Here is a 26,257-nt window from a genome sequence, read left to right as displayed (position 1 = left end):
TTTTGTGATTGTATAAACTTAATGACACACGTCTTATTCAAATACCACAACCGCTAGGCTAAATGATTATTGAATAAATTCGGGTGTAATTACCAGTATCAATTGCCCAGACTAAGGTGGTTTTGCCTGCTGCAACATCAATTTTAGCCGGTGGCGCTTTGTCTAACTGCAAAGTGTATTCACCTGCACTCAAATAACGCCGCCCGATCTGTGCTTGTTTAGGGAGCGTCAGCCAACTACGACGATCTGCTTGTTCTGTTACTACGTTAAAAATCTGCATAGCAATGCTGCCAATATCGGCAGCATTGTTCCCTGGTTTACCACTCTTCTCAATCTGATAGGCCATCTCAGATTTAGCATAGACCCTAGCGACTTGACGAACTAGCGTCGCGGGCAGATCTTCCTTGAGTGCTGTGATGGCTAAGGCATCGATATTGGCAATAGGTTCAGTTTTCAGCACTGTACCTAAACCTTGCACTTGCGTCTCTGGCACAAAAGTATTGTTTGGCATGTAGGTAGCGAGTGACACTGTCTGCCAGTTACCATGGATAGTAAAAGGTACAGTGAGAGCTTGTTTTGCAGGCACAAAGCCGCGCTCGACCATCAAAATCACTTGACCATCTTTGGGATTGGGCAACTTAGCATCGCCCCAACGGCGCTTAAACTCATCATATTGTGGCATGCCGAGTTGCTTGGCGAGGCGGACCAGATCTTGCTGTAAATAGGTGTTATCTGGAGTGATTTGTGCTGCTTTACGATAATCGATATAGGCATCGTTCGGCTCACCCAGCACTTCGTGCAGTACGCCAGTCGTGTAATAACTGTAAGCGTTTAAGAAAGAACTGGTGACTGTGCCCGCAGCTTGTCCTAGTTTGTTAACCTCGGCATCTATGGTGCCGTTTGCCATGGCTTGAACTGACTTTTGTGATTTTTGATAGCGTTCTTGCTCGCTGCTCTGTAGTTCGTTACTGCGACGAACTTCGACTAGAGCCCCCTGATAGTCGCCACTAAACAAATAGTTAAGAGCTTGGTATTGGTGCAGCATAATGCGTTCATACCCAGGGCCTCGGTACGGAATCGCATTGTCGTTTAACACTAAGCTGCTGGCTGTTGCGCCAATGTCACTAACGCTGACTTTGGCCTTATCATCAAAGGCGGTATAAGCATCTACTGCTTGCTGATAATATGTTTTACTGGCAGCAAAATCGCCGGCGACTTGAGCAATTCGTCCCGCTTCTTGGGCATAGAGTAAGCCGTCATTGCCATTGATATTGCTGGCAAGTTTGTCGATATCGGCCATGGGAGTCGCACTATTAAGCTCTTGTTTGAGTGGTTCAATCTGCGCAGGATAATTAATGAAAATACTGTTATAAGCGCAGCCCGATAAGTTTAAAACCAATCCCATTGCCAAGGTTGGTGCAATAAATGCGCGAGAAAAAGGTGTAACGAAGGACAGTTTCATTATTGCGCTTCACCTTTTTTGATGGATTGGGCTGAAATCGCCTGAGTCTGTTCTGGCATAAGTGAACGCTCGAGTAATGTGATCCCTTGAAGGTGATCAAATTCATGTTGAAAAATCCGTGCAATAAAGCCCGTTAATTCGGTTTGTTGCCACTCGCCTTGTAAATTTTGATAGCGTACTTCAATGGCTTGATGTCTTTGTATCGTAAATCTTTGCCCCGGTACAGATAAGCAGCCTTCTTCTCCGCTGACCAACTCGCTTGATGCATTAATGATTTGCGGATTAACCACGACCACAGGCGCCATATTAGGAGCGTCGGGATAACGCTCATTAGGGCGAGAAGCCATAATAAATAAGGCTAAAGGGCTGTGAACTTGGGGGGCTGCGATACCAACGCCATTGGCAGCGTCCATGCTGGCAGACATTTGCTCGGCAAGATGCACGAGCTCTGCATCGAAATGGTGCACTGTTATTGCAGTCTGCCTTAGAATGGGTTCACCCACTAACGCTATGGGTAATAGAGTTGGGGTTTCTTTTGGCATTAAATGTTTAAACATCGCATTCCCTGGATATTTTGCAGTAACTGTTTTTTTAATCAAAGTTAATATCTAAAGCGTCAGTGTTAATAATGTGGTGGTGGCGTTTCTTCAGCCTGAGTCGCCATATTACTCGGTTCCATGTCCTGCAACTTACCAATTAACATGTGAATTTGGTGTTGCTGGTGAGCCACCAGTCGATTTAATTTGATGACCTCTTGGTTTAATTCTTCGACTGTGAGCTCTTGAAAAGCCAATTTGGTTTCTAGATCTTCAATCTGTGCTTGTACGCCTTGCATGGCTAACCTCTATTTCTGCCAAGTTTCAACTAAGCCTTGGCTACTGATACTAACGACTTTATTGGTATCTCGAATTGCCACAGAGTATACAACGGCTCCTCGATTTTGGCTGTTTTTAGTGAGTGCAACCTGCCATTTTTCAATTTGTTTACCCGAGTCACGTTGCCAGAGTATAACTTCCCGCGCTGGCGTACCTGTTAATATCTGGCTGTCTTGTTTGATAAACCTCACCGCTGAAAAGTTCATTTGACGACGGGTAATATCCAGCTTGTTTAATAGCTTACCGCTTGTGTTATCCCAGATCTTTGCTTCATCTGTGCTGCCATTGGTAAAACTTAAACTACCACTGTCGTTGAGTGCCACTTTGGTTATACGGCTGCCGAGTGTCCACGTATGAAGCGGTTGGCCAGTTTGTGCCTGCCAGAGAATCGCCTGCATATCATTTGACCCCGTTAATGCTAATCGGCCATCAGCAGAGAGGGCAACACTATTGACGCGCTCTTTGTGTCCAAGAAATTTGATTAAGGCAGATTTTTCGGCATTAAGCGACATGACTGAACCATCATTTAAACCAATAAGTAGTGCGCCATTATCGGCTACCGCGACACTTTCACCGGATGAAGGTAAGGACCACCAACCTAAAGGCTTACCGTCGGCTATTTTCCACATAGCAACTGAATCTCGGCTTAACGATGCTGCAAATATCCCGTTGGGAGAAATCGCTGTACCTGTGACGCCAGTATTAATATCGCCATGTATCCATTGGTATTTGAGGGTGTGGGTGCTGAGATCCCAACATTGAACTCCACTACTTTGAGTGGCAACTAAGGCGAATTGCCCATTACTTGATAGGCTCGCGCTATAGCTGGGTTCTGTCGTTAGAACACTGATATCTTCTGCTTTTGGGTGGCAAGCGATTAGAAAAACTGTGCAAATTACCAGCAGTAGATTTTTCTTCATGAACTTGCTCCCTAAGTTGTTGTCTTTAGACTTGATCAAGTGACATTAATCACTGTTAACCCATAAAGAATCTAGTTGGTATAACCGAGATAACTAGTATAAAGTTGTCACGCTTAGGTTATTGTAACCGCTTGAGGATGCTGAGGAAGCTTTAATGAAATCGATTTATAAATTATCGTTAGTTGCATTGGCTATTATTGGCCTATCTGCTTGTAATCAAGAAGAAAAAGCAGCTACGAGTACAAATGTTGAATTAACGACTGAAGCTCAAAAAGAAGCTTACAGTGTAGGCGCTTCAATCGGTCGTTATATGTCTGGCCATATCAAAGAGCAAGAAGAATTAGGCCTGCCAGTTGATCGCACTCTGATCGTCACTGGTTTCACTAATGGTCTGAATGACCAATTAAGTTTAACCGAAGAAGAAATGCAAACCATTCTTCAAGGTCTAGATAAAAAGTTAAACGATAAACGTCAGGAACAAGCAACAGCGATTTCTGCGAAAAATATCGAAGATGGTAAAAAATTCCTTGAAGAAAACAAGGTTAAGCCTGGTGTAGTGACAACTGAGTCTGGCTTACAATATGAAGTATTAACTCCAGGCACGGGTGAAAAGCCTGCCGCAGAAGACACTGTAGAAGTGGATTATGTCGGTACTTTACTTGACGGTACTGAGTTTGATAGTTCTTATAAACGCGGCGAAGCGGCTAAGTTCCCTTTGAATCGCGTTATTCCTGGTTGGACTGAAGGCGTGCAATTAATGCCTGTTGGCGCTAAGTTCAAGTTTGTGATCCCATCGGAATTAGCCTATGGCGTACGTGATACTGGTACTATTCCACCAAACTCTACGTTGATTTTCGAAGTTGAGTTGAAATCAATCGAGAAAGCTTCTGCGGCGCCAGTAGCTGAACCTGCTAAAAAGTAATTGATTAGCTGCGACGTGTAATACGCCGCAATTGAAAATACCGCTCCTAAATGAGCGGTATTTTTTTGTCTGTAAAATTCACATTATTGTTTTAATATTGAGCTCACTATCTTACAGCCGTTGGTTCTCAGACTGGCTCTATGTTTCATTTTTATACCCATTATCAACATTAATCTGCTGCAATAACCAAGGGTACCCATCATCAACTTTAGAAGTTTGATTGTTATGTTTATTTCAAAATAATGAATGCTAAATTAAGTTTTAATTATATCCATTACCTTTTAAGGACCCGTGTTCCTTATATTTTATTAGGTATTGCATACCGAATAATATCATCAAAATATCACATTAAAATATTGATTGTTATTTGAGCAGGACACTAAATACTTTGAGCTTATGTGTATTGATCTTACTGTTTGTTTTTACATGGCTAATACTTTTGATTTACCATCCTGTTCTGTTAGGTGAACAGTGAGGTGTCTATAATTAGTTACTCATCAATGTGTTACATTGGCAATGTGCGATCTTGCCCTCTTTTTTTACGCATTCAACTCTGAAATAATCCGCTCGCACGTTAATAGAAGTTAGCGGCAATATTATAATAATGGGGTTGATGATATGGATAATGTTAATAAATTAACGGCTATTTCTTTAGCTGTTGCAGCGGCTTTGCCTATGATGGCAAGCGCAGATGTGATGATCACCGAATATGTTGAAGGTAGCTCAAATAATAAAGCGATTGAACTGTATAACAGCGGCGATACGGCAATTGATCTCGCGGGTTATAAACTGGTTCGTTATAAAGATGGTGCTACTGTTGCGTCGGATATGGTGGCTTTAGGTGGTCAAACTATTGCGGCAAAATCGACAAAAGTTATTTTAAATACTAGCGGTACTATTACTGTTGCTCAAGGGGTTGATAGTTACTCTGGTAGTTTAAGTTTTAATGGCGGTGATGCGGTTGCCTTAATGAAAGATGATGCCGTCATCGATATTATTGGTGATGTGCCGACGCCAACGGGTTGGGGATTAGACGTTACCTTAAAACGTAAATTAGATGCGTTAGTGGCGAATACAGTATTTAATGCCGCCCAGTGGGAACAATTACCTAAAGATACCTTCTCTGGTTTAGGTTCTCTAGAAACGCCTGCTGAGCCAGAAGTGCCGCTCTTTAGCTGTACTGGCGCTAAAATTGTGCCTATTTATCAAGTACAAGGTGCGGGCGAGTCGAGCCCATTTGTACCAGCAGGGGCATTCGAATCTGAAGCCGAAGTGACTGTGCGTGGCGTAGTGACTGCCCGTGGTGAAAGCTTGTTTAAAGGTTTTTACTTACAAGAAGTTAAGGGTGATAACTCACCGTATACCTCTGATGGTGTATTTGTATTCTTAGGTGAAGCTGCACCTGAAGCGATTCAACCAGGGGTTGAAGTGTGTGTGCAGGGTAAAGTGAAAGAATACTTTGGCCTAACTCAAATCGATATTAAAGCCGATAAGAAATTTGATGTTGGCGCTAAGGGTGAAGTCCCTGTTGCCGCACCTTTCTATGTGGCCGATGGCGAAACCTTAGCGCAAGCATTAGAGCGCTATGAAGGCATGAATGTGGCCTTAGATGCGGGCAGCGATCTTAAAATCAGCCGCACCTTCAGCTTCGACTATGCGAGTAGTCGCAATAACATGCTAGTGTCATATCAAGCACCTTTGATGAAGCCGACACAGCTGTATCCAGCGCTTTCTGCTGAAGCAACGGCATTAGTTAAATCTAACCGCGAGAACCAACTCTTTATCGAATCCGATTACAAGCCTGCCAATGGTGTTATTCCATACTTCCCTGATTTCAATGTGGAAACGGGTTACATCCGTGTTGGCGACCAACTGACTAACCTGCAAGGTGTGATTGGTTATAGCTACGGCGCTTATCGTTTAGTGGCGACTAATACTATTGCAGCGGGTGATTTTATCCGTGGTGACGATAGAACCGAAGCCCCAAGTGTTGCAACTAAGGGTGATCTGCGCGTGGCTAGCTTTAACGTGCTGAACTTCTTTAACGATGTTGATGGTGGCGATACCAACCCATCAGGCAGTAACCGTGGCGCTCTAACGCTGGAAGAAATGGTGCTACAACGCACTAAAATCGTTAGCGCTATTACCGCCATGAACGCCGATATCGTCGGTTTGATGGAAATTGCTAACAACGGTTTTGGTGAGAAGAGTGCGATTAAGGATTTAGTCGATGCACTAAATGACAAGCAGACGCCTGAAAACGCCTATAGCTTTGTTGAAATTACCGATGCTGATAAGTATGACGGCAAGTACTTTGGCACAGATGCGATCACTGTCGGCATGTTATACCGTGGTGGTAAAGTGACTTTAGCGGGGGCCGCACAAGTTATCGGTACTCCAGAACAGCACGCCAGTGCTGGCAGCGTGACTCGTACTAAAGATGGCAAAACTGAGGCTAACCCTGGCAATGATGCTTATCAACGTCACAGCTTAGCGCAAACCTTTAAAATCCATGATGAGTCTCTGACCGTAGTCGTTAACCATTTGAAATCTAAAGGCTCAGGCTGTTTAGAAGATTGGGCTAACTTCGAAGAGTCAGTTGATCCTGCCGATCAACAGGGCAAGTGTAATGCTTTCCGCGTATCTGCAGCCAAAGTCTTGGGTGAAACGCTAAAAGATGTGAAAGGCGACTTACTGATCATCGGTGATATGAATGCCTATGGTATGGAGGATCCTATCCGTGTACTAACCGACTTCGATGCGAGCAAGTCAGAGCGTGACATCCTGACCGCTTCGTGGACGACGCTCGACGGCAAAGTGTTTGAACGCCAAGGCAGCAAGATTGAAAAAGGTTATGGCTTTATCAACTTGAACACGAAAGCCCACGGTGCAAGCACTTTCTCTTATAGCTATAACGGCGAGTTAGGTAACTTAGATCATGCTTTAGCCAATGCTAGCTTAGCCAAACGTTTAGTGGATATTGAAGATTGGCACATCAACTCAGTGGAATCTAATCTGTTTGAATACGTTAAGAAGTTCTCTGGTGATCTGGCTAAATCTGAAAATGCTTTTTCTGCATCGGATCATGATCCTGTGATTGTTGCTTTAAGTTATCCTGCGCCAGTAGTGCCGCCAAAACCTGAGCCAAAGCCTAAAGATGATGGCGGTGCTTTAGGTTATTTAGGTTTAGCACTGATGTCCTTGTTTGGTTTGCAGCGTCGTCGCCGTTAACCTGTATATGGGGTTAACTCACAAGTGCAATTTGTGAGCTAGACTGAAACAAAGGGATGGTTAACCATCCCTTTTTTATCTCTTTTTTTCAGTTTTTATTAGGAGTGAGTATGGATACCACCTCAAATCCGCTGAAAACCATGAATATCAAGGCGCCACTGTGGTTTTACTTTGTCGCAACGCTCAGTTTGTTGTGGAATATCATGGGGCTGATGGCTTTTGTGATGCAAATGACTATGACGCCAGATGCACTCGCACAGATGAGCCCAGATCAAATTAAACTCTATGAAACGACGCCAATTTGGGTTGATGCTGTGTTTGGCTTTGCCGTGGTTTCAGGGGTTCTAGGATGCCTATTATTGTTATTCAGAAAATTAATTGCTTATAAAGTGTTGGTCGCCTCGCTTATCGCTATTTTGTTGCAAATGACCTATGTATTTTGCATTCAGCAAGCGGCTGTGATGCTAGGAGCTGACGCGTTAATTATGCCAAGTGTAGTCGTGGTGTGGGGATTATTTCTTGTCTGGTTTAGTCAGCTAAGTACCGTTAAATCTTGGTTAGTTTGAGCCTTATTTTTGCTGATATTGATGTGACCAGCTGAGAGTAAACTAGTTGAACTTCATCCACTTCACAGTAAACTGCTGATTGGTTTTATTGACTAGGAAGTTGCAATGAGTATTTGGTTTAGAGCTGTAACGTTAGAGGATTGCGCGCGTTTAGACGCCGGTATGGGTGGCAAAGGCACCTTGATGCAGACTTTAGGAATTGAGATCAGTGAGATTGGCGACGATTACATGAAGGCCACTATGCCTGCCAGTCCGGCGGTGCATAACCCTTTGGGCATAGTGCATGGTGGCGCGAATGTCGCGCTTGCTGAAACCGTTGCCAGCTATGCGGCAAATTTCGCGGTGGATTTTGAGCAGTACTATTGTGTCGGTCAAGAAATTAACGCTAACCACTTACGGGCTTCCCGTAATGGGGTATTAACCGCCACGGCTAAGCCTATCCACTTAGGGAAGCGCAGCTCTGTATGGGAGATTTTAATCCACAACAGTGCGGGTGAACTGACTTGTATTTCACGGATGACGGCGGCTGTCGTTAAACGCTAAATGCAATGAGCCAGCTTATTACCTGTGGTGTGAATGGCGTATCAATCGTTTGATTTAAATAATATATAGATAAGGATTGGATATGGATAACGCTACAATTTGGGAATGGGTTGGTTATTTAGCTTCAGTGGTCGTTGCAATATCACTGATGATGTCAAACATTAAGAAACTGCGCTGGTGGAATCTCATTGGTGCGGCTTTATTTGTGGCCTACGGTGTGGCAATTGGGGCTTATCCTGTTGCCTTAGTTAACTTTTTTATCGTGCTGATTGACACTTATTATTTGGTTAAGCTTTATCGTGAAGCCGACTTATCCAGCAGTTAATGGCAGTGTATCAGCTTAACTCCGCTTTCTTGCACCGCACTTCGCTCCATTGTCCTGAGCAGCTATTTGGTTTTTCAACAACATCTTAAGTGATGTGAGCGGACCATTGGCTGTGAGTCCGTGTAATTCATTAACTGTCTTGCTAAACTCATTCTTAATCTTTTTTTTAGATTGTATAAATCTGGTTTAATCGCTTTATTCTCAAGCGGTAATTCTCTATTCTTGCTCTATCGACAACACGTCGCCAGCCAAGGAGATAAACCATGGCCACCATTTACGATTTAATTGAAACCTGGTTAACCAGCAATCAAGACTAAGGAGCAGGGCATGAGTCAACAACATCAAACAAGTCAGTACTTAACCAGCCAAAACGGCGCCCCAGTGGCCGATGATCAAAACTCACTGTCGGCGGGTGAACGTGGTCCTCTGCTATTACAAGATTGGCATTTAATTGAAAAGTTAGCCCATTTCAACCGTGAGCGTATTCCTGAGCGTATCGTGCATGCTAAAGGTACTGGGGTTTACGGCACATTTACGCTGACTAAAGATTTAAGCGATTACACCATTGCTGACCATTTCAATGGTGTTGGTAAGCAAACCGAAACCTTTATTCGTTTCTCAACCGTAGGTGGAGAAATGGGTTCTGCCGACGCAGAGCGCGATCCACGTGGCTTTGGTTTACGTTTTTATACTGCCCGTGGTAATCACGATATCGTGGGTAACAATACGCCGACCTTTTTCTTGCGAGATGGGATTAAGTTTCCAGACTTTATTCATACGCAAAAGCGTAATCCTAAGACAAACTTAAAAGATCCGCAGGCTATGTGGGACTTTTGGTCATTGAATCCTGAAGCTATGCATCAAGTGACCATTTTGATGTCGGATCGTGGTATTCCGGCAAACTACCGTCAAATGCACGGTTATGGTTCACACACTTTCTCGCTGTGGAATGCCAAGGGCGAGCGTTTCTGGGTAAAGTTCCACTTTAAATCGCAGCAAGGCGTGGTCAACTTAACCAATGAACAGGCTGATAAATTAAAAGGGATTGATCCCGATTCATCGCAGCGCGATATGGTGGTTGCTATTACTGATGGTAACTTCCCGCGTTGGACGGTTAATGTGCAGATTATGCCTGAGGCGGATGCCAATACTTACCATATCAATCCATTTGATTTAACTAAGGTTTGGCCGCATAGCGACTATCCATTACTTGAGATTGGTGTATTAGAGCTGAATCGTCTGCCACAAAACTACTTTGCTGAAGTTGAGCAAGTGGCATTGGCACCTAGTAATTTGGTCCCAGGCGTCGGGGCTTCACCAGACAAGATGTTACAAGCGCGTTTATTTGCCTACGCCGATGCGCAGCGTTACCGCATTGGTGCTAACTACAACCAATTGCCAGTGAATTGTCCGCATGCCGCTAAGGCAAATCACCATCAACGTGCAGGTGCGATGGCGGGTACACAATGTCCTTATCATGGCAGTCAAACTGGTGGCGACGCTTCGGCAAACTATGGCCCGAACAGCACTGCTGATGCCTTGGTTGAGCCAGTAAACTTTAGCGAACCACCATTGCGTTTAGAAGGTGAAGCGGCGCGTTACAGTCGTTATAACCAAGACGATTATACCCAAGCGGGTAATTTGTATCGCATCTTCTCTGAAGCTGAGAAAGCGCGCCTAGTGGCAACAATTTCGGGTTCATTAAGTCAAGCGAGTTTAGATGTGCAGCAACGTATGGTGGCGCATTTTACTCAAGCCGATGCGGATTACGGACAACGTATTAAACTGGCATTAGGTCTTTAAACTATTGCTGTTGCGAATGTTTGAATAATAGTAGAAACGATAAAACTGAGTAGAAAGCCTCTACTCAGTTTTTATTATCAGCGACAATAATATTAACATTCTCGTTAATGTGCTCTTAGGCCGCGATGAGTGCCGCGTTAGGGCTATTTAGCTGCTTTAACAATCCAAATGCTTGCTGCATTTTATCCTCGGTTACGATAAATCCTATAAATGTTTCATCCACGTCGAATGCTTTAATACAGCTTCCTTGAGCATCAATATCGACTTGCCAGCGATGGACGCCATTCACTGTTATACCGCTGAGTTGCATAGGTAACAGTGGCGTTTTCACTTTAATGAGCATGGCGGGAAAATTCACTGCTGTCGGTTGGTTCAGTAATGTGTTCGCCAGCGCATTGGCGCTCAGTAACGCAGGTTGCAAATAGGCCCTATTTTGGCCGTTGATTTGGGCGCAATCACCTAGCGCATAAATATGGGCATCGTTGGTTTGTAAGCATTCGTTAACGACGATACCTTTATTGACTTCTAGCCCCGCATGCTGGGCAAGTTGGCTGTTAGGGAGAAGTCCCGCTGCACAGATAACCGCATCACAAATAAACCGCTGGTCATTATCTAGGCACACAGAGATACTGCCATCTTGGTGTTGCAGTTGGCTGACTCGGGTTTGCAATTGCACTGTGACGTTATGCTGCGTTAGTACAGCGGTCAGTTTGTGGCTTAACATTTCGGGTAGCATATTCGGCATTAAGCTCGCTTGTGGATCGACCAAAAATACTTGCTTACCTGCAGTTGCTAAGTCCATTGCCAGTTCAACTCCGACCAAACCAGCACCGATAACCAGTACTCTCCTCGCGCGATGGATGTCTGCTTCGCAGGCCTGATACTCCATTAAGCTGTTAACTGTGTGGATGATATCAACGCCATCCCCCTCTATAGGCGGAATAAAGGGCCGAGCACCCGTGGCAAGCACTAATTTTTCGTACGCAATTTCGCGTCCTTGATGGCAACAGACTACCTGACGAACTTTATCTATTTTTATGACTTCACAGTGATTTATTACATCAATTTGTTGTTCATGTGCAAATTCAGTCGCGGTCAATTTTATGAGGTCTGACGCCATTTTTTTAAGGCTAAACACATGGCTTAAATCTGGTTTATGGTATTCGTCACCAGAGTCGGCTGTGATAACTGTAATCGGTTGTTCGCGGTTTAAACGTCGCAGTGTTTTGACTAGCTGATATGCCGCGAATCCACTGCCGATAATGACGATTGGCTTAGGCATTAGTCACCTCATTTTTTATGACAGCGAAAACGCTTTTACCTAGGCCACATTCGGGACAGAGGAAGTCTTCGGCCACTTGAGTCCAAGGTGTGCCAGCAATGACATCTTGATTAGGTTCTCCTTTTTCAGGGTCGTAAACCCATTGGCAAACGGTGCAAATCATTGATTGTGTATCATTTAATTCGCACGCGTTTGTTGCAATCGGTGCCGTCACAGGGACGTTATTAGTAGCAGTGTTTTCAGCTGTTTGACTGGCCGTGGTGGCTTGGCTAGGTTTTGACATGACTTGATTAATGATAGAGCGACTATTCGCGCTATCAAGGGGCCGCAATGCCCATTCTCGCGCGATTCGCTGGCCGTGCTGACGGCATTCTTGCATCGCATCTCGATCGGGACGCCATTTGACTTTTAATCCCACCGAGGTTTCAAAACCAGCATCCATCAAACGAGTGTGAATTCTATCGACTGCGCCGCCATTCCAGCCATAACTACCAAAAGCTGCCGCCTTTTTATTGCGAAAACGCAGGCCCGTGATTTCTTCAAGCATGGCGGCAATTTTAGGCATCATCACATTATTCATGGTGGATGAGCCGACTAAAATACCTTTTGACCTAAATGCCTGTGCAAGGATTTCGTTTTTATCATGACGTGCGACGTTATACACTTTTACTGCTACATTGGGGTCAACATCATGAATACCTTGAGCAATACCGTCGGCCATCATGCGAGTATTATTGGACATAGAGTCGTAGAAAATCGTGATGCGGTCTTCTTGATAAGCGTCGGCCCAAGCTAAATATTGGTGAATAATTTGGGCAGGATTATCACGCCACACAATGCCGTGTGAAGTTGCGATCATATCTACAGGTAAATTAAAGCTTAATACTTCGTGAATTTTAGCCGTCACTAGGCTGCTAAAGGGCGTTAAAATGTTTGAGTAGTACCGTAGGCATTGTTCCATTAATTCATTTTGATCAACCTCATCATTGAATAAATGTTCGTCGCAATAGTGTTGGCCAAAGGCATCGTTACTGAATAAAACCGCATCTTCGGTGAGGTATGTCATCATGCTATCTGGCCAATGCAACATAGGTGCTTCGATAAATATCAGTTGCTTACCATTGCCTATCGCTAAACTATCCCCTGTCTTTACGGTAATGAAATTCCATTCTGGGTGGTGGTGATGTCCTACAATGGAGTCGACCGCATTTTCACTGCAGTAAATTGGTGTGTTAGGAATTTTGGCCATTAATGCAGTCAGGGCGCCTGAGTGGTCTTCCTCTGCATGGTTCATCACAATATAGTCTATGTCGGTTAAATTAATTTCAGCTTCAAGATTTTGTAAGAATTGCTGGCTAAACCGATGATCAACTGTATCAATTAACACGGTTTTTTCTTCACGGATAAGGTAGCTATTGTAGCTTGTGCCTTTAGTTATCTTGTACTCAGTACCATGAAAATCTTGCACTTCCCAATCGCGTTGACCCACCCAGTGGATATTGTTTTTTACATGAATAGTCATAAATACACCTGTGATAATTAATAATGAATGCGCTACGTAAATCTTGCTTATTTAGTTAAATCTCTTATTGCACTCACCATGCCAATATTTTAAGGTCTTGATTTTTATTGGTATTAGCGTATTTCAACATTTTAAATCACTTGCTGATGTCATAATGACAATTTGATGTTAGTCAAATTGACATTACACTATTGTCAATATGACTTTATTTGACTGTGGATGTGCTATGAGTGCCCATGCTGATTTAACTCAGTTAGCCTTAGATTTAACTGTCGGCGTGTCGACGCAAGACAGATTTGAGCGTTTGTTGGCAGTGGTCAGGCGGCGTGTCAATTGTGATGCTGCGGCATTATTGGCATTTCGGGAGCAGCAATTTGTCCCCTTGGCGATAGATGGGCTCTTTGCCGAAGTGTTAGGGCGGCGCTTTCAAATTAGTGAACATCCGAGATTAGAGGCTATCGCCCGTGCTGGCGATGTGGTTCGTTTCCCGGCCGACAGTGAACTTCCCGATCCGTATGATGGTTTAATTCCACATCATAGTGCGAGCTTACATGTACATGCTTGCATTGGTTTACCACTAATCGCAAACGATCGCTTAATTGGGGCGCTCACCATTGATGGTTTCAACCCTCATCAGTTTGATGGTTTTAGTGATAGCGAGTTGCGTGTGATCAGCGCACTGGCCGCAGCCAGTCTTAATACTGCGTTATTGATGCAACAGCTAGAATCCCAAGTTGTTGAAGTTTCCAATGGAACTGAGGTGCTCAATCGTCCTGCTAGTCAGCAGGAGATCATAGGGCAATCCACACAGATCCAATCGCTAAAGCAGCAGATAAGTGCCGTGGCAGGCACTGATTTATCGGTATTAATTACCGGCGAAACTGGCGTGGGTAAGGAGTTAGTGGCCGCGGCGATACATAATCAATCGACCAGAGCCGATAAATCACTTATCTATTTGAACTGCGCTGCATTGCCTGAGTCCGTCGCCGAAAGCGAGTTATTTGGACATGTAAAAGGGGCATTTACGGGGGCAATCAGTCATAGGCAAGGCAAGTTTGAACTCGCTGACAAGGGGACTTTGTTTTTAGATGAAATTGGGGAGCTTCCCTTGGGGCTGCAAGCTAAGTTATTGAGGGTTTTACAATACGGTGAATTACAGCGAGTGGGCAGTGATAAGAGCCTAAAAGTTAATACTCGGATTATTGCCGCCACTAATCGAATTTTGCACCAAGAGGCAACGGAAGGGCGCTTTCGTTTCGATCTTTACCATAGGTTGAGCGTATTTCCTATCCACGTAGCACCATTAAGAGAGCGTGGGCAAGATATTGTTATGCTGACAGGTTTTTTTCTTGAACGTTGTAAAGCGAAGTTAGGACTCACCCATATCAATATCACACCCGCAGCGCAGCAGTTATTAGAGCAATACACATGGCCGGGTAATGTGCGTGAGCTAGAGCATGCGATACACAGGGCTGCGGTGTTGGCGAAAGCCGAGCTAAAAACGGCTTACATCAGCTTAAGTGATAAACATTTTCAGCTCGATTCTTTGATGAATCAAGCACACAGAACAGTTGACGAAGATAGACCATCAGATGCCGCAACGCCAGCCAGTGAATTAGCATTTAGGTCTGAGTCGGCCTGTCGTGAGGGACAATCGCAAGATAATTCCAGTGTTATGCTGGGGCTTAAGGCTGCGACTGAGAGATATCAGCGTCAACTTATTCGCCAAGTTTTAGCCGCGAATCAACAAAATTGGGCTGCGTGTGCAAGAATATTGCAAATCGATACAGGTAATTTGCACCGACTTGCAAAACGGTTAGGTTTAAAAGAATAAAATATTGCGTGAAGAGATTTTATTCTGCAGCAAAACCCCAGCCTCGATTCTTAGAAGAACAGTGTTGCTACGCCTAAGAGTGCGAACAATACGGCGCAGCCACGGTGTATCCACAACATAGGTAATTTTTCGGCGCTGAAGTGGCCTGCGATCACTACGGGTACGTTAGCAAGCAGCATGCCTAAGGTTGTGCCAGCAACCACCATAGTTAATGAATCGTATTTTGCGGCTAATACCACAGTTGCGATTTGCGTTTTATCCCCCATTTCGGCGATAAAAAACAGGATAAAGGTGGCGAGAAAGGGGCCCATTTTATAGAAGCGGCTCTCTTCTGCATCGACTTTATCGGGGATTAACACCCAAAGAGCGATCGCAAAGAATGACGCAGCCACTAAATAACGTGCCAGATCTGGGCTTACCCAGTTAATCGCCCATTGGCCAATCCAAGCTGCGGCAAAATGGTTAAATAATGTCGACAGCAAAATACCTAAAACAATGGCGGTTTTATTTTTAAATCTTGCGGCGAGGATTAGTGCAAGTAATTGAGTTTTATCACCAATTTCAGCGATAGCAACCGTAAAGGTTGAGGCAAGTAGGGCTTCCAAGTGTGATCCTTTAGGGGTGGTCATGACATAAGCACAATAAACCGTCCACCCCTAGGTGCGGTCATTGTGCTCAGGTCTTGCTGGGCAAATCTATGATTTGCTGTGAACACCATGGCATGTTGCCAAGTATGTTGATGTTCACCCTAGATGACGATGGCTCGAAATCCAGTTAGCTACTCCCCCGAAGCGAGGTGGGCATTATACCTAGGTAAGATTTAGTTTCAAGCACGAGTTTATAACAGTAGGTGCTGATAAATGTTTGACGGGTGTCAGAAAAATACCGATTCACATTCTTTAACTTAATGAATGTAAATGAATTATTTTTTTGACAACGTTGTCTTTTGTTGCTAATTTAGCCAAGTCATTTCTACTTGGTTACATACTGTTAACTCGTAGTGACTCAATGATAACGACTGTATTTGGCAAACTAATTGAAAAGTTAGGACGCAAAGCTTCCGGTCTAAGGTTGTAAATGGATTTTTTAGTGAACTAAGATAGCGGAGTTGCCGCAGAATTCGATTTCTGTGAAAGATAAACGACTGCTGTTTAATGCTGTTGTTTGCCCAAATACCACTTTTATATCTAAGCCTATCATTATGTTTAGGATGATAGGCAATCAATGGAGTGCATTAAAGTGGCAAATCCTACTGTTTTTTCCCCTATTTCTAAATTGAGTTTATTGGCCGCGGCAGTAATGGCGACGAATGCGTTTGTGAGTATCTCTGCGCAGGCGCACGGTTATGTTGTGGCACCTGAATCGCGTTCATATGCCTGTAAAACAGGTAAAAATGCCAATTGTGGCGCGGTGCAATGGGAGCCGCAAAGTGTTGAGGGGCCATCGGGTTTTCCTGAATCAGGTCCTGCTGATGGCAAACTGGCGAGTGCTGGCAATGGTGCTTTTTCACCTTTGGATGAACAAAGTCCGAGCCGTTGGGCAAAGACGGATATTAAAGCGGGCTGGAATAAGTTCAGTTGGCAGTTCACAGCAAACCATGTCACCCGTAATTGGCGTTACTATTTAACTCGCCAAGATTGGAACCCAAACCAAGCTTTGAGCCGAGCGAGCTTTGACTTAGCACCCTTTTGCGTAGTTGATGGTGGTATGGAACAGCCGCCTAAGTTAGTGACCCATGACTGCTACGTGCCAGAAGGTCGCAGTGGTTATCAAGTGATCTTGGCCGTGTGGGAAGTTGGAGATACGACGAATAGTTTCTACAATGCTATCGATGTGAACTTGGGCTCGGGTCCTATTGTGCCGAGTGAATGGCAAGATGTGGGGGATATCAATCCGTCACTCGATCTAAAAGCAGGCGATAAAGTGATGACCCGGGTGTTTGACGCCAATGGTGAGCAAGCGGCTAAGCAAACAGTCATTACCATTAGCGATGCGACTCAAGGTGATAAACAAAATTGGCCTTTCCTATTAGCAAGCGCGATTAATGCCCAGCAGTCCCAGTTAAAAGCGGGACAAAAAAATGCATCGGGTGTGATTGAGCCTGTGTATGGCAAAAACGACATTTTTACAGCGAAAAACTCAGGTATTGAGCGTGTCGAAGTAGGATTTGATTTAGCTCCTGCTCCGGGCAACAGCTTAGAAGTCACTTCACTTGCCGACGATTATCAAATTATCGATGGTGCGGCGAAGGTCAGCTTTGATGTAACCAGTAACGCCGAGATGCTAGTGTCAGCGTATTTGTTTAGCCATGATGGCACCGCGTCAGGTTTTGTGAGCCAAACTGTTAACAATGCCAGTGCTAGCTTAGTGTTAGACGTTGTTGAGCCTAAAGCTGGGCATTATCATTTGCAGGTAAAAGCTGAGCCTAAACAAGGTGATGTTATTCAGCAGAACTTTGACCTCTTCTTAAAGGATCAAGCTCCTGCACCAGAAGCTGATTTTGTATTCCCAGCAGGCGTGAAAGGTTACGTTGCAGGTACTACAGTGTTACAGCCTAAAAATGGCAAAGTGTATCAATGTAAGCCATTCCCTTATAGCGGCTATTGCGTGCAGTGGTCGGCTTCTGCCACAGGATTTGAGCCAGGTGTTGGCGCTTCTTGGGCTATGGCGTGGACTGAGCTGTAAATTAACATTTTGAGTTAATCAATTCTCAACATGATGTGATTGGGCTTAAACATATTCGCTGTGTTTAAGCCCTTTTTGTCTGCATCGGATGGAAAAAGACCGGCTTTATTTTGATTCGAGCCTAATACAAGATTACAGGTATTCTCAACAAAGGTAGCGATTTTGTTGGCTTGTTTATTTTCGTTTATCACAGCGCTATTAAGTTGTTACCGTACCGTTTGCTACCCTTCTTTGTTCACAACTGGCTTGCCCACTGGGTTTGGCTCTGTTAATGTCCCAAACTATCTATTTAATCGATGCTTATATCGGTACATTCATTTGGGCTATCACAATTGAAAGTCATGCCATTTTTCAATAATCGATTTAGTTAGCCTCAATGGCTACTGGGTTGAAACATTCAAAAGCTATTGGGGCCAATTGATCTGCTAGGTCGAGATCTGATTGGATGCTTTAAGTGATGTGTCGCTTATTTCGATTTAAGACGCAAGGCTTTATCGGTTCAAATCTTACTCAAATAAAATAATAATTAATTATTGAACAGGACTATTGTGTGAATTCAAAAATGTTAGGCTCGATCGCCATCGTTGCCGGGACGGCCATTGGCGCAGGTATGTTAGCGTTACCTTTAGCCACAGCGGCTTTAGGTATTATCCCTGCTTTAGTGTTACTCGTCGTTATTTGGGGCGTGTCCGCCTATACCTCATTACTTATGCTCGAAATTAACTTACGCACTGGCGTGGGGGATAACGTGCATGCTATTACGGGTAAGTTACTGGGTAAAAAAGGTCAAATAATTCAAGGTGCTTCTTTCCTGAGTTTATTATTTGCTTTGACCGCGGCTTATCTCACCGGCGGCTCTTCGTTATTAGTGCTTAAAGCGAAGAACATGTTCGATATCGTGCTCGATAATCAAGTCGCAGTGTTGTTATTTACACTCGTGCTCGGTGGCTTTGCGGCGCTAGGTGTTGCTTGGGTCGATAAAGTTTCACGTTTCCTATTTTCGTTAATGATTCTATTGCTCGTGGTGGTGGTATTATTTTTATTGCCCGAAGTCAGTATTGCTAGCATGGCAACTGGCGCGATTGCCGAGTCTATGACCAGCAATTGGATGGCGGCAATTCCCGTAGTGTTTACTTCGTTTGGTTTCCACGTCTGTATCGCCACTTTAGTGCGTTATCTCGATGGCGATGCGGTATCACTGCGTAAGGTGTTGTTAATCGGTTCGACTATCCCACTTGCTTGTTATGTTCTGTGGTTATTGGTGACTTTAGGCACAGTAGGCGGATATGAGGTGAATAGTTTTGAAGGTTCACTACCTTCACTCGTCACGGCATTGCAGGATATTGCTCATACGCCTTGGATCAGCAAATGTATTTCATTATTCGCTGACTTAGCTTTAGTGACCTCATTCCTCGGTGTGACCTTAAGTTTATATGACTTTATCGCCGAATTAACTCGTGCCAAAGAAACGTTTGCCGGTCGTATTCAAACTTGGTTACTGACCTTTATTCCGCCTGTTTTGTGTGCCTTGTATTTGCCTGAAGGCTTTGTGGCGGTACTGGGATTTGCGGCCGTACCATTGGTCGTGATGATCATCTTCTTGCCAATTGTTATGGCACTGCGTCAACGTCAGTCGCAGCTGGGTGGTTATCAAGTGTCTGGCGGATCTGTTGCATTAGTCATTGCAGGCTTGTTAGGTGCCGTGATTGTGGGTGCCCAACTATTTGTTGGGATCTAATTCATTGCGATAGATGAGGGCTTTTTAGCGAATACATCTGGGTAACTTTGATTAAATGTATTTGCTTTGTAAGCGAGTTTTTCAGAGTCTGTTATAGAGAGTGTCGCATGTGATAAAGTCAGGCCCCGGCCTGACTTTTTGCTTTTTAGGTTTTAAAGCGAGTGATGCTGGGTTTTAGCACAGTTATTTAAAATTAAAACAACGCTATTAAAACGAGAAAATGGCCCAGCTTGCGCGTGGCTTCATTCACATAAAACGGACTTAACACAATGAAAAAATGGTTACTCACAGTTGCCGTGGCCGCTAGTTTTGGCGCACAGGCTGACGAAGGTATGTGGCAGCCCCATCAACTGCCTGCTATGGCTGATGAACTGAAAGCAAAAGGCCTTGAAATTGATGCGAAATCGATTTCAAAGCTGACCGAATTCCCTATGAATGCAGTGATAAGCCTTGGCGGTTGTACTGCATCATTCGTATCGCCAAAAGGCTTGGTTGTCACTAACCATCACTGTGCCTATGGTGCGATTCAGTACAACTCAACCCCAGAAAAAAACCTGCTACAAGATGGATTTTTAGCTAAGACATTTGCTGATGAATTACCTGCCACGCCAGGTTCACGTATCTATGTGACCGAAGAAGTGACTAATGTAACCGACACGGTAAAAGCAGGGCTTGAGTCGAAAGTGGGCAGTGAGTTTTACCAAGGCATTGAGGTACAAGAAAAAGCGTTAGTCGCTGAATGTGAAAAAGAAGATGGCTACCGTTGTCAAGTTTATAGCTTCCACGGTGGCCTCGAATATTACCTAGTAAAACAACTAGAAATCCGTGATGTTCGCTTAGTTTATAACCCCGCCGCGAGCGTGGGTAAGTACGGCGGGAATTTGGACAACTGGATGTGGCCACGTCACACAGGCGATTTTTCTTTCTACCGTGCTTATGTCTCTAAAGCGGGTAAACCCGCAGAGTTTAGTGCTGACAACGTGCCTTATGAGCCAAAAAGTTTCTTAAAAGTATCGGCTAAAGGTGTGAGCGAAGGTGATTTTGTGATGGTTGCAGGCTACCCAGGTCGCACCAACAGATATCGCACAGCCACTGAAGTTCAAAATGAGTTTGAGTGGGCTTATCCCGAAGGCAAAATGCTGCGTGAACGCTTTATTGAAATCATTAAAGAAACCGCGCCAGAGGGCAGCGACGAGCGTATTAAGTACGAGAGTCAAATTGCTGGCCTTGCAAATTACGCGAAAAACTTCACTTCTATGATCGAGTTTTACGGTAAATCAACCATGTTGGCCGACCGTAAAGCCCTCGAAGCTAAGCTTGCGGCGTGGATAGCCAAAGACAGCAGTCGTGAAGCGAAATACGGTAAAACCTTAGCGGAATTAGATGCCTTGATTGCCAAAGGCAAAACGCATCAAGAGCGTGACATGATCTTAAGCTACATAGGCAGTACGACTATGTTGCCGACGGCGCGCAGCTTATATCGCCTCGCGAACGAGAAACAACTGCCAGATATGCAGCGTGAACCGGGCTTCCAAGATCGTGATATGACACGTCTAAAAGCCAGCATGGAGCGTATCGACCGTCGTTATGCGCCAAGCGTTGATAAAGCGGTATTGCTCGACATGCTAAAACGCTACGCCGCACTGCCAGAAGATCAGCGCCTACCCGCATTGGATAAAGCCTTTGGTATCGATAAAAAGTTTAGTGAAGCTAAGCTTTCGAAAACCTTAGATAAAATGTACGCCAAAACTGAGTTAGGTAAGAAAGACGTTCGTCTGGCGTGGATGGATAAATCCGTTGCCGATTTTAAAGCCTCTAAAGATCCTTTCATTCAATTCGCTGTCGCTATGTATGACACAGATATGGCCGAAGAAAAGAAAGAAAAAGAATTAGCGGGTGAACTAATGAAGGTGCGTCCGCAATATATGGATGCCATTATTGCTTACAACCTAGAGCAGGGTAAGCCTGTGTATGCCGATGCTAACTCTAGCCTGCGTGTCACAGTTGGCCATGTGAAAGGCTATTCGCCAAAAGACGGTTTAGTGGCCGTGCCATTCACTCGCCTTGAAGGCATAGTGCAAAAGGACACGGGTGTTGACCCATTCGATGCACCGAAGAAAGAGTTAGAGCTGATTAAGCAGAAGCAATATGGTGATTTCTATATGAAATCAATAGATTCTGTGCCAGTAAACTTTTTATCAACTTTAGATACTACTGGCGGAAATTCTGGCTCACCGACCTTAAACGGACGTGCTGAATTAGTGGGCCTGTTGTTCGATGGTGTGTATGAAAGCATTATCGGCGGTTGGGCATTTGATAACGAGATTAACCGTTCTATTCATGTCGACAGCCGTTATATGCTGTGGGTAATGAAGTATTTAGATCATGCCGACAATTTATTAGCTGAGATGGAAATCGTTAAGTAATCCATTGCCGCACCAGCAATGGTGCGGCCTATAATGGCATAGTGAATTTGGATTATCAGCATTCAAGTGCGATTTAGTGCTTTAAGAATACTGAAATAACAAGACAACAAAATAGCGATAAACTCACTGGGTTTATCGCTATTTTTTTGTGCAATGACTGCTGATAGCTGTTGAGATAGCTTCGCTATGGTATTAGCTCACCGACTCGCAGCAAGTCCATCCGTGGATGCTCGACCGCCCCGTCCATGGGGCGGACGGTCGTCTCGCAAATCACCATAGCTCGCCTTTTTAGCATTAGCGGAACCTGTAGATTTAAAAGATTACGTAACATACTTTGGGACAAAAGCGTGATAGACCCTTTGCTCTAACTCGTCAGTTTCGGATTAAAATTTCTATGGGTTTAACGCTTGGCTTTGCGGCGTGCTGGAGCGCAGCGTAGGTACGTCCGCCAACAGCCATTGGTTAGGTAGACACTCACCAAAGTCATGACTTAGACCCCAGAAGATAATCTACCATTGCTGACATAACGAGGCCACCGTCTTGCTCTAATGCCTCTAGTTTGCACCTGAGGACACCATAGCCCTTTCCGGCCTTTGGCGGACTCTTTCCTACGGCTGTGACACGAACGCTCAGTTGGTTAGGAAGGGTAACTGGACGATGCCAGCGGACACTCTCCATACCTGATACTCCTGTCATGGAGGTGTGGACGAGAAAACCATCGACAACGATAGAAGCCGTTAACGAGAGGGTATGCAAGCCGCTACACTTACCGATTACATCGAGCACTCCCTGGAGCAGTTATCTTACGTTAACTTCGATATAAATAGCCCTCCCCCCCCTGAAGGCCAAACTTAGCTAGAGGTAAATTACCGGATGCTTATAGTTAGACTACGACTCCTTACGACACTAAGCCTTAGTGCCACAAGCTTTTAAGTAGCCATCGATAACACTCACGCCAATTTGACGTTCTGAAAAACATTCAAGCTGTAATTTTGTCAGGCTGTGCCGTCATTTGTACCGTAACTTAGGTAGCTAACATATTTTGGTGTAATGACATGAATTCTTTGTACTCATCACAACAGCTAGAAAGGTGACTAGCAGTGCCATCACCAATGATCTTTCCCTTCGACATAAACAGTACTCGGTCCGCATTCGCAATCGTATTTAGGCGATGCGCTATGGTCAAAGTTAGAGAACCGTGGCTGGCCGCTGCAATTGCGCTTTGGATTTGATGTTCATTCTTCACATCAAGTGAATTGGTGGCCTCATCGAGCAGTAACACATCTGCGCTTTTGTACAAGGCTCGCGCCAATGACAATCGCTGTTTCTCACCACCAGACAACTTGTTTGCACCATCACCAACTGTTGTATTCCATGCGTGAGGTAAGCGATTAATAAAATCTAGACATTCCGCTTTTCGAGCCGCTGTTTCAATTTTGCTTGAAAAATTGACCTCTTTCCCGAACGATATATTTTCAAGAATCGTTCCATCTAAAATAAAATGCTCTTGCAGCACAACCGAAAATCGTTCGCGGAGCATTGCACTAGATAGATCATTAATATTAACGCCGTTTACCAAAATCTCACCGGATGTCGGCAAATAGATTTTTAGTAGCAATTTGAATAAGGTTGACTTTCCTGCCCCAGAGTTACCAATTAGTGCGATATTTTCACCAATAGTAAAAGTTACAGATACATCGTCTAATGCTTTTTCAGTTGTATTCGGATAGGTAAAAGAGACATTATGGAACGCAATACTAACGACATTTTCAATAGGCGAAAGAAGGCTCTCCAGGCGAGTAGCTTGAGCGGACATAAGAAGTTTATTGATACGAGCCATCGAACTTTGCGTCCGTTTATACTTGGCAAAAACTCCACTTATTGATGCAAAAGACATGGCAACCATAAGCAGCACACCCATAAAGGAAGTTAATTCGCCAATAGTCATGATTTGAAAGTTAACGAGCTCAAGGCCATATAATGCTATAGAAGCCAATCCACCAAATACCATCAAAATCAATAAACTAGACATCAAGGATTCGATACGTAAGAGGTAAGTGCTTTTCACCAAAGATAAATTGACATTGCCGTTGAATTTGTGTGTTAGGGTTGCCTCAGCATTAAAACATTTAATAACTTCTAAAGATTGAATACTTTGCGTAATTGCGCTACTCATGCGGTCATTAACTTCTTGCACATCTCTCGCATACAAACCAATTTTTTTACCGGTCAGTAATAATACAGCAAGCGCAATCGGACAGATCAATAAAGAGCACAGTAGTAACTTCCAGCTCATCATTGCCATCATGACAATGCCGACAACAATCGTCAGTCCACCACGAAGAATCTGCGACAATGAGCTACCGTAAAACTGTTTAATCACCATGGTGTCATTAGTTAACAGTGAAACGTAAAATCCGGTTTCTTTTTCACTTAAGACATAATAAGGCATCCGCATGATTTGTGCGTATAGGTCAGCTTGCAATCGACACCGAACCCGTTCTCCCAATAGCTCCATAGTGTACTTTCGTAAGCCAGTACACACACCAAGCAACACCAGAATACCTAAACTAACAGGATATATATCAATAACGTATTGATATGAGCCACTTTCAACCAGCTCTCCAAAATGGACGAAAACAAATAAGGATAGTAATGAAGAGCTAATGATGAATAGCAGCCCTACGACAAGAATCACATACTGACGTTCAAGTAAACTGATGGTCGTAACTTGCTTGCTATACATCTACAGCTCCTTTGAGCATATTGTTCAAATACCACTGAAACCAAGACTGGGTACCTTGTTCAAACTGGCTAAGTCGACCAGAAGGGTATGGTTTACTCATCGCACTACTGCCTACATTCAAGTAGGCACCGATATCCTCCCCGGCTATGTGTTCAATTGAACTTCTTAATTGCGGCAATCTCACGCTCATAGCCTCATCGGCAATAATCTCTGGAAGGCCCAAAATATGGTAATGAGCACGGGTATAGAGTCGCTCTACAATCTCGAGCTCTATCCAGATAACAAAATCTGGCGTCAAACCGATCAGCAGCATCGGATACAACTGAAAGTTACAAGTATTTGCAGCAGTATTTTTAAGATTGAACCGGGGTTGGGGAAAAAAAGTCCGTTCAGCATCAAAGGAGGGATAATTTGAAGCATTAAATTGTTCAGTGGCTCGCCAGTGGCTCCGCTTAAAATCAATACTATCGTATATAGAATCTTTGTGCGTCCCTATCACATGATAAGATTCGCCAAAATTATCGATAACACTCTTCCAGTTGAACGCTCCTTCGAAAGTAATTTTGTCAGCTAAGGGGACCAACTCAGATAAACGGTAATCCTGCAATTCGGCATTGACACTGTCGGTATTAAACATCTCGATATCGGCATCACCAGATAAGTTGACAAAAATCCAGCCTTGCCAAACCAAGCAGCCGTATCGATGCAACCCTTGGCAGTCTTTTTTCTCCATAAACGGCGCGCCAATTAAACTCCCATCAATCGAGAATTTCCAAGCATGGTATGGACAACGATGATGCTTGCCGACGCCGACGCCATCGGCAATCACTGCACCTCGGTGGGGGCATATGGCAGAATATGAATAAAACTGATTAGCCTTATCTAACGCAATAATCACTTTATGATTGAGTATATTATAAGTTTTATAAGAGTAAGCCGTTTCAAAATCACTCACTCTAGCCAACGCTACCCAGTGCTTCTCCAAATAGGCTGTTTCCAGCTCAAATACATTTGTGTCAAAGTAGAATCGACGATCTAAAGCGTACCCTGATTTTAGCCGTTGTTTAGCTGTTTTAAGCCAATCCATAATTTTACCCATTTATACATAGAGACAAAAAAAGGAGAGGTACGCTCTCCTTAGCAACTAAACAGTTAGTGTCGAATTATTGCTCGAATTGGTGACCCCAAGTCCAGTTAGTAATCTCGTGCTTAGGCAGATTTTTCATTCTTTCTAACGACTGACAAGTTAGGACAAGCTTAGCATCTGATTTAACTAAACCAGCAAGTAATTTCGCTTGAGACAGTTGTTGTTCAATATTTTGATCACTTAACGTTTCGTTATTTTTTTCAATAGTTAACATAGTATTTCCTTTTTAT

21 protein-coding genes and 1 riboswitch are annotated in these 26,257 nt (G+C 44.0%); of the genes, 10 read left to right on the top strand and 11 right to left on the bottom strand.

Translation table 11 applies throughout. The features are described from left to right. Positions 1-58: 58 nt before the first annotated feature. The 4 genes from L5L98_RS13890 to L5L98_RS13875 form a co-directional block, all read right to left on the bottom strand. Positions 59-1,462: a COG3014 family protein gene (locus tag L5L98_RS13890; RefSeq protein ID WP_263141758.1), complete on the bottom strand. Its 1,404-nt coding sequence runs from the start codon at positions 1,460-1,462 to the stop codon at positions 59-61. Further along, the gene (gene def, locus L5L98_RS13885; protein WP_168824914.1) at positions 1,462-2,019 is read right to left on the bottom strand and encodes a peptide deformylase; all 558 of its coding nucleotides are present in this window, start codon (positions 2,017-2,019) and stop codon (positions 1,462-1,464) included. Before def ends, L5L98_RS13890 begins: the two co-directional genes overlap by 1 nt. Positions 2,020-2,084: 65 nt before the next feature. Then, positions 2,085-2,297, bottom strand: coding sequence for a SlyX family protein (locus L5L98_RS13880; protein ID WP_006080410.1), 213 nt, complete (start codon positions 2,295-2,297; stop codon positions 2,085-2,087). Between the two features lie 9 nt (positions 2,298-2,306). Then, a complete protein-coding gene (locus tag L5L98_RS13875) occupies positions 2,307-3,257 on the bottom strand; it encodes a WD40 repeat domain-containing protein (protein ID WP_028761597.1) in 951 nt (316 codons plus the stop codon). A gap of 154 nt (positions 3,258-3,411) precedes the next feature. Between L5L98_RS13875 and fkpA the strand changes: the two genes are divergently transcribed. From fkpA to katB, 6 genes are all read left to right on the top strand, one after another. Next, positions 3,412-4,179, top strand: a complete 768-nt coding sequence (gene fkpA, locus L5L98_RS13870; RefSeq protein WP_131524662.1) for an FKBP-type peptidyl-prolyl cis-trans isomerase — start codon at positions 3,412-3,414, stop codon at positions 4,177-4,179. Positions 4,180-4,797: 618 nt separating this feature from the next. Then, a complete protein-coding gene (gene exeM / locus L5L98_RS13865; RefSeq protein ID WP_263141753.1) occupies positions 4,798-7,410 on the top strand; it encodes an extracellular exonuclease ExeM in 2,613 nt (870 codons plus the stop codon). A gap of 110 nt (positions 7,411-7,520) precedes the next feature. Next, complete coding sequence (locus L5L98_RS13860; RefSeq protein WP_198573840.1) at positions 7,521-7,976, top strand: hypothetical protein; 456 nt, start codon at positions 7,521-7,523, stop codon at positions 7,974-7,976. Positions 7,977-8,081: 105 nt separating this feature from the next. Further along, a complete protein-coding gene (locus L5L98_RS13855; RefSeq protein WP_028761594.1) occupies positions 8,082-8,519 on the top strand; it encodes a PaaI family thioesterase in 438 nt (145 codons plus the stop codon). An 82-nt stretch (positions 8,520-8,601) separates the two neighbouring features. Next, a complete protein-coding gene (locus L5L98_RS13850; RefSeq protein WP_028761593.1) occupies positions 8,602-8,844 on the top strand; it encodes a YgjV family protein in 243 nt (80 codons plus the stop codon). 327 nt (positions 8,845-9,171) lie between these two features. After that, positions 9,172-10,647 carry a catalase KatB gene (gene katB, locus L5L98_RS13845; RefSeq protein WP_173246491.1) on the top strand — a complete coding sequence of 492 codons (1,476 nt, stop codon included), beginning with the start codon at positions 9,172-9,174 and terminating at the stop codon, positions 10,645-10,647. A gap of 115 nt (positions 10,648-10,762) precedes the next feature. Here katB and norW read toward each other — a convergent pair whose 3' ends face one another. Together norW and norV are read right to left on the bottom strand one after the other, a co-directional pair. Beyond that, positions 10,763-11,929: an NADH:flavorubredoxin reductase NorW gene (gene norW / locus L5L98_RS13840; protein ID WP_263141748.1), complete on the bottom strand. Its 1,167-nt coding sequence runs from the start codon at positions 11,927-11,929 to the stop codon at positions 10,763-10,765. Continuing rightward, a complete protein-coding gene (gene norV, locus L5L98_RS13835) occupies positions 11,922-13,451 on the bottom strand; it encodes an anaerobic nitric oxide reductase flavorubredoxin (protein ID WP_263141745.1) in 1,530 nt (509 codons plus the stop codon). The genes norW and norV overlap by 8 nt, the downstream gene beginning before the upstream one ends. A gap of 226 nt (positions 13,452-13,677) precedes the next feature. Here norV and norR point away from each other — a divergent pair, with 226 nt between their 5' ends. Then, complete coding sequence (norR, locus tag L5L98_RS13830) at positions 13,678-15,285, top strand: nitric oxide reductase transcriptional regulator NorR (RefSeq protein ID WP_263141744.1); 1,608 nt, start codon at positions 13,678-13,680, stop codon at positions 15,283-15,285. 50 nt (positions 15,286-15,335) lie between these two features. Here norR and L5L98_RS13825 read toward each other — a convergent pair whose 3' ends face one another. Then, complete coding sequence (locus L5L98_RS13825) at positions 15,336-15,890, bottom strand: TMEM165/GDT1 family protein (protein WP_263141741.1); 555 nt, start codon at positions 15,888-15,890, stop codon at positions 15,336-15,338. Positions 15,891-16,301: 411 nt separating this feature from the next. Continuing rightward, positions 16,302-16,401, top strand: a riboswitch (cyclic di-GMP riboswitch). Between the two features lie 123 nt (positions 16,402-16,524). Between L5L98_RS13825 and gbpA the strand changes: the two genes are divergently transcribed. The 3 genes from gbpA to L5L98_RS13810 all read left to right on the top strand — a co-directional run bounded on the left by gbpA (position 16,525) and on the right by L5L98_RS13810 (position 22,134). Continuing rightward, on the top strand, positions 16,525-17,970 hold the full coding sequence (gene gbpA / locus L5L98_RS13820; RefSeq protein WP_263141739.1) for an N-acetylglucosamine-binding protein GbpA: 1,446 nt from the start codon (positions 16,525-16,527) through the stop codon (positions 17,968-17,970). 562 nt (positions 17,971-18,532) lie between these two features. After that, positions 18,533-19,708, top strand: a complete 1,176-nt coding sequence (locus L5L98_RS13815) for an aromatic amino acid transport family protein (protein ID WP_173248682.1) — start codon at positions 18,533-18,535, stop codon at positions 19,706-19,708. Between the two features lie 269 nt (positions 19,709-19,977). After that, on the top strand, positions 19,978-22,134 hold the full coding sequence (locus L5L98_RS13810) for a S46 family peptidase (protein WP_263141736.1): 2,157 nt from the start codon (positions 19,978-19,980) through the stop codon (positions 22,132-22,134). A gap of 483 nt (positions 22,135-22,617) precedes the next feature. Here L5L98_RS13810 and L5L98_RS13805 read toward each other — a convergent pair whose 3' ends face one another. The 4 genes from L5L98_RS13805 to L5L98_RS13790 form a co-directional block, all read right to left on the bottom strand. Further along, positions 22,618-22,890, bottom strand: coding sequence for a hypothetical protein (locus tag L5L98_RS13805; RefSeq protein ID WP_263141734.1), 273 nt, complete (start codon positions 22,888-22,890; stop codon positions 22,618-22,620). A 268-nt stretch (positions 22,891-23,158) separates the two neighbouring features. Then, complete coding sequence (locus L5L98_RS13800; RefSeq protein ID WP_218738440.1) at positions 23,159-24,880, bottom strand: ABC transporter ATP-binding protein; 1,722 nt, start codon at positions 24,878-24,880, stop codon at positions 23,159-23,161. Then, complete coding sequence (locus tag L5L98_RS13795; protein WP_218738441.1) at positions 24,873-25,967, bottom strand: aromatic ring-hydroxylating oxygenase subunit alpha; 1,095 nt, start codon at positions 25,965-25,967, stop codon at positions 24,873-24,875. The genes L5L98_RS13800 and L5L98_RS13795 overlap by 8 nt, the downstream gene beginning before the upstream one ends. Positions 25,968-26,043: 76 nt before the next feature. Next, a complete protein-coding gene (locus L5L98_RS13790) occupies positions 26,044-26,241 on the bottom strand; it encodes a hypothetical protein (protein ID WP_218738442.1) in 198 nt (65 codons plus the stop codon). Between the last annotated feature and the right edge of the window lie 16 nt (positions 26,242-26,257).

It is taken from the genome of Shewanella sp. SM23, assembly GCF_025654295.1.
GTDB lineage: Bacteria > Pseudomonadota > Gammaproteobacteria > Enterobacterales > Shewanellaceae > Shewanella > Shewanella oncorhynchi.
Note: the sequence above shows the minus strand (reverse complement) of the source record. Positions and strands in the feature narration are given on the sequence as shown.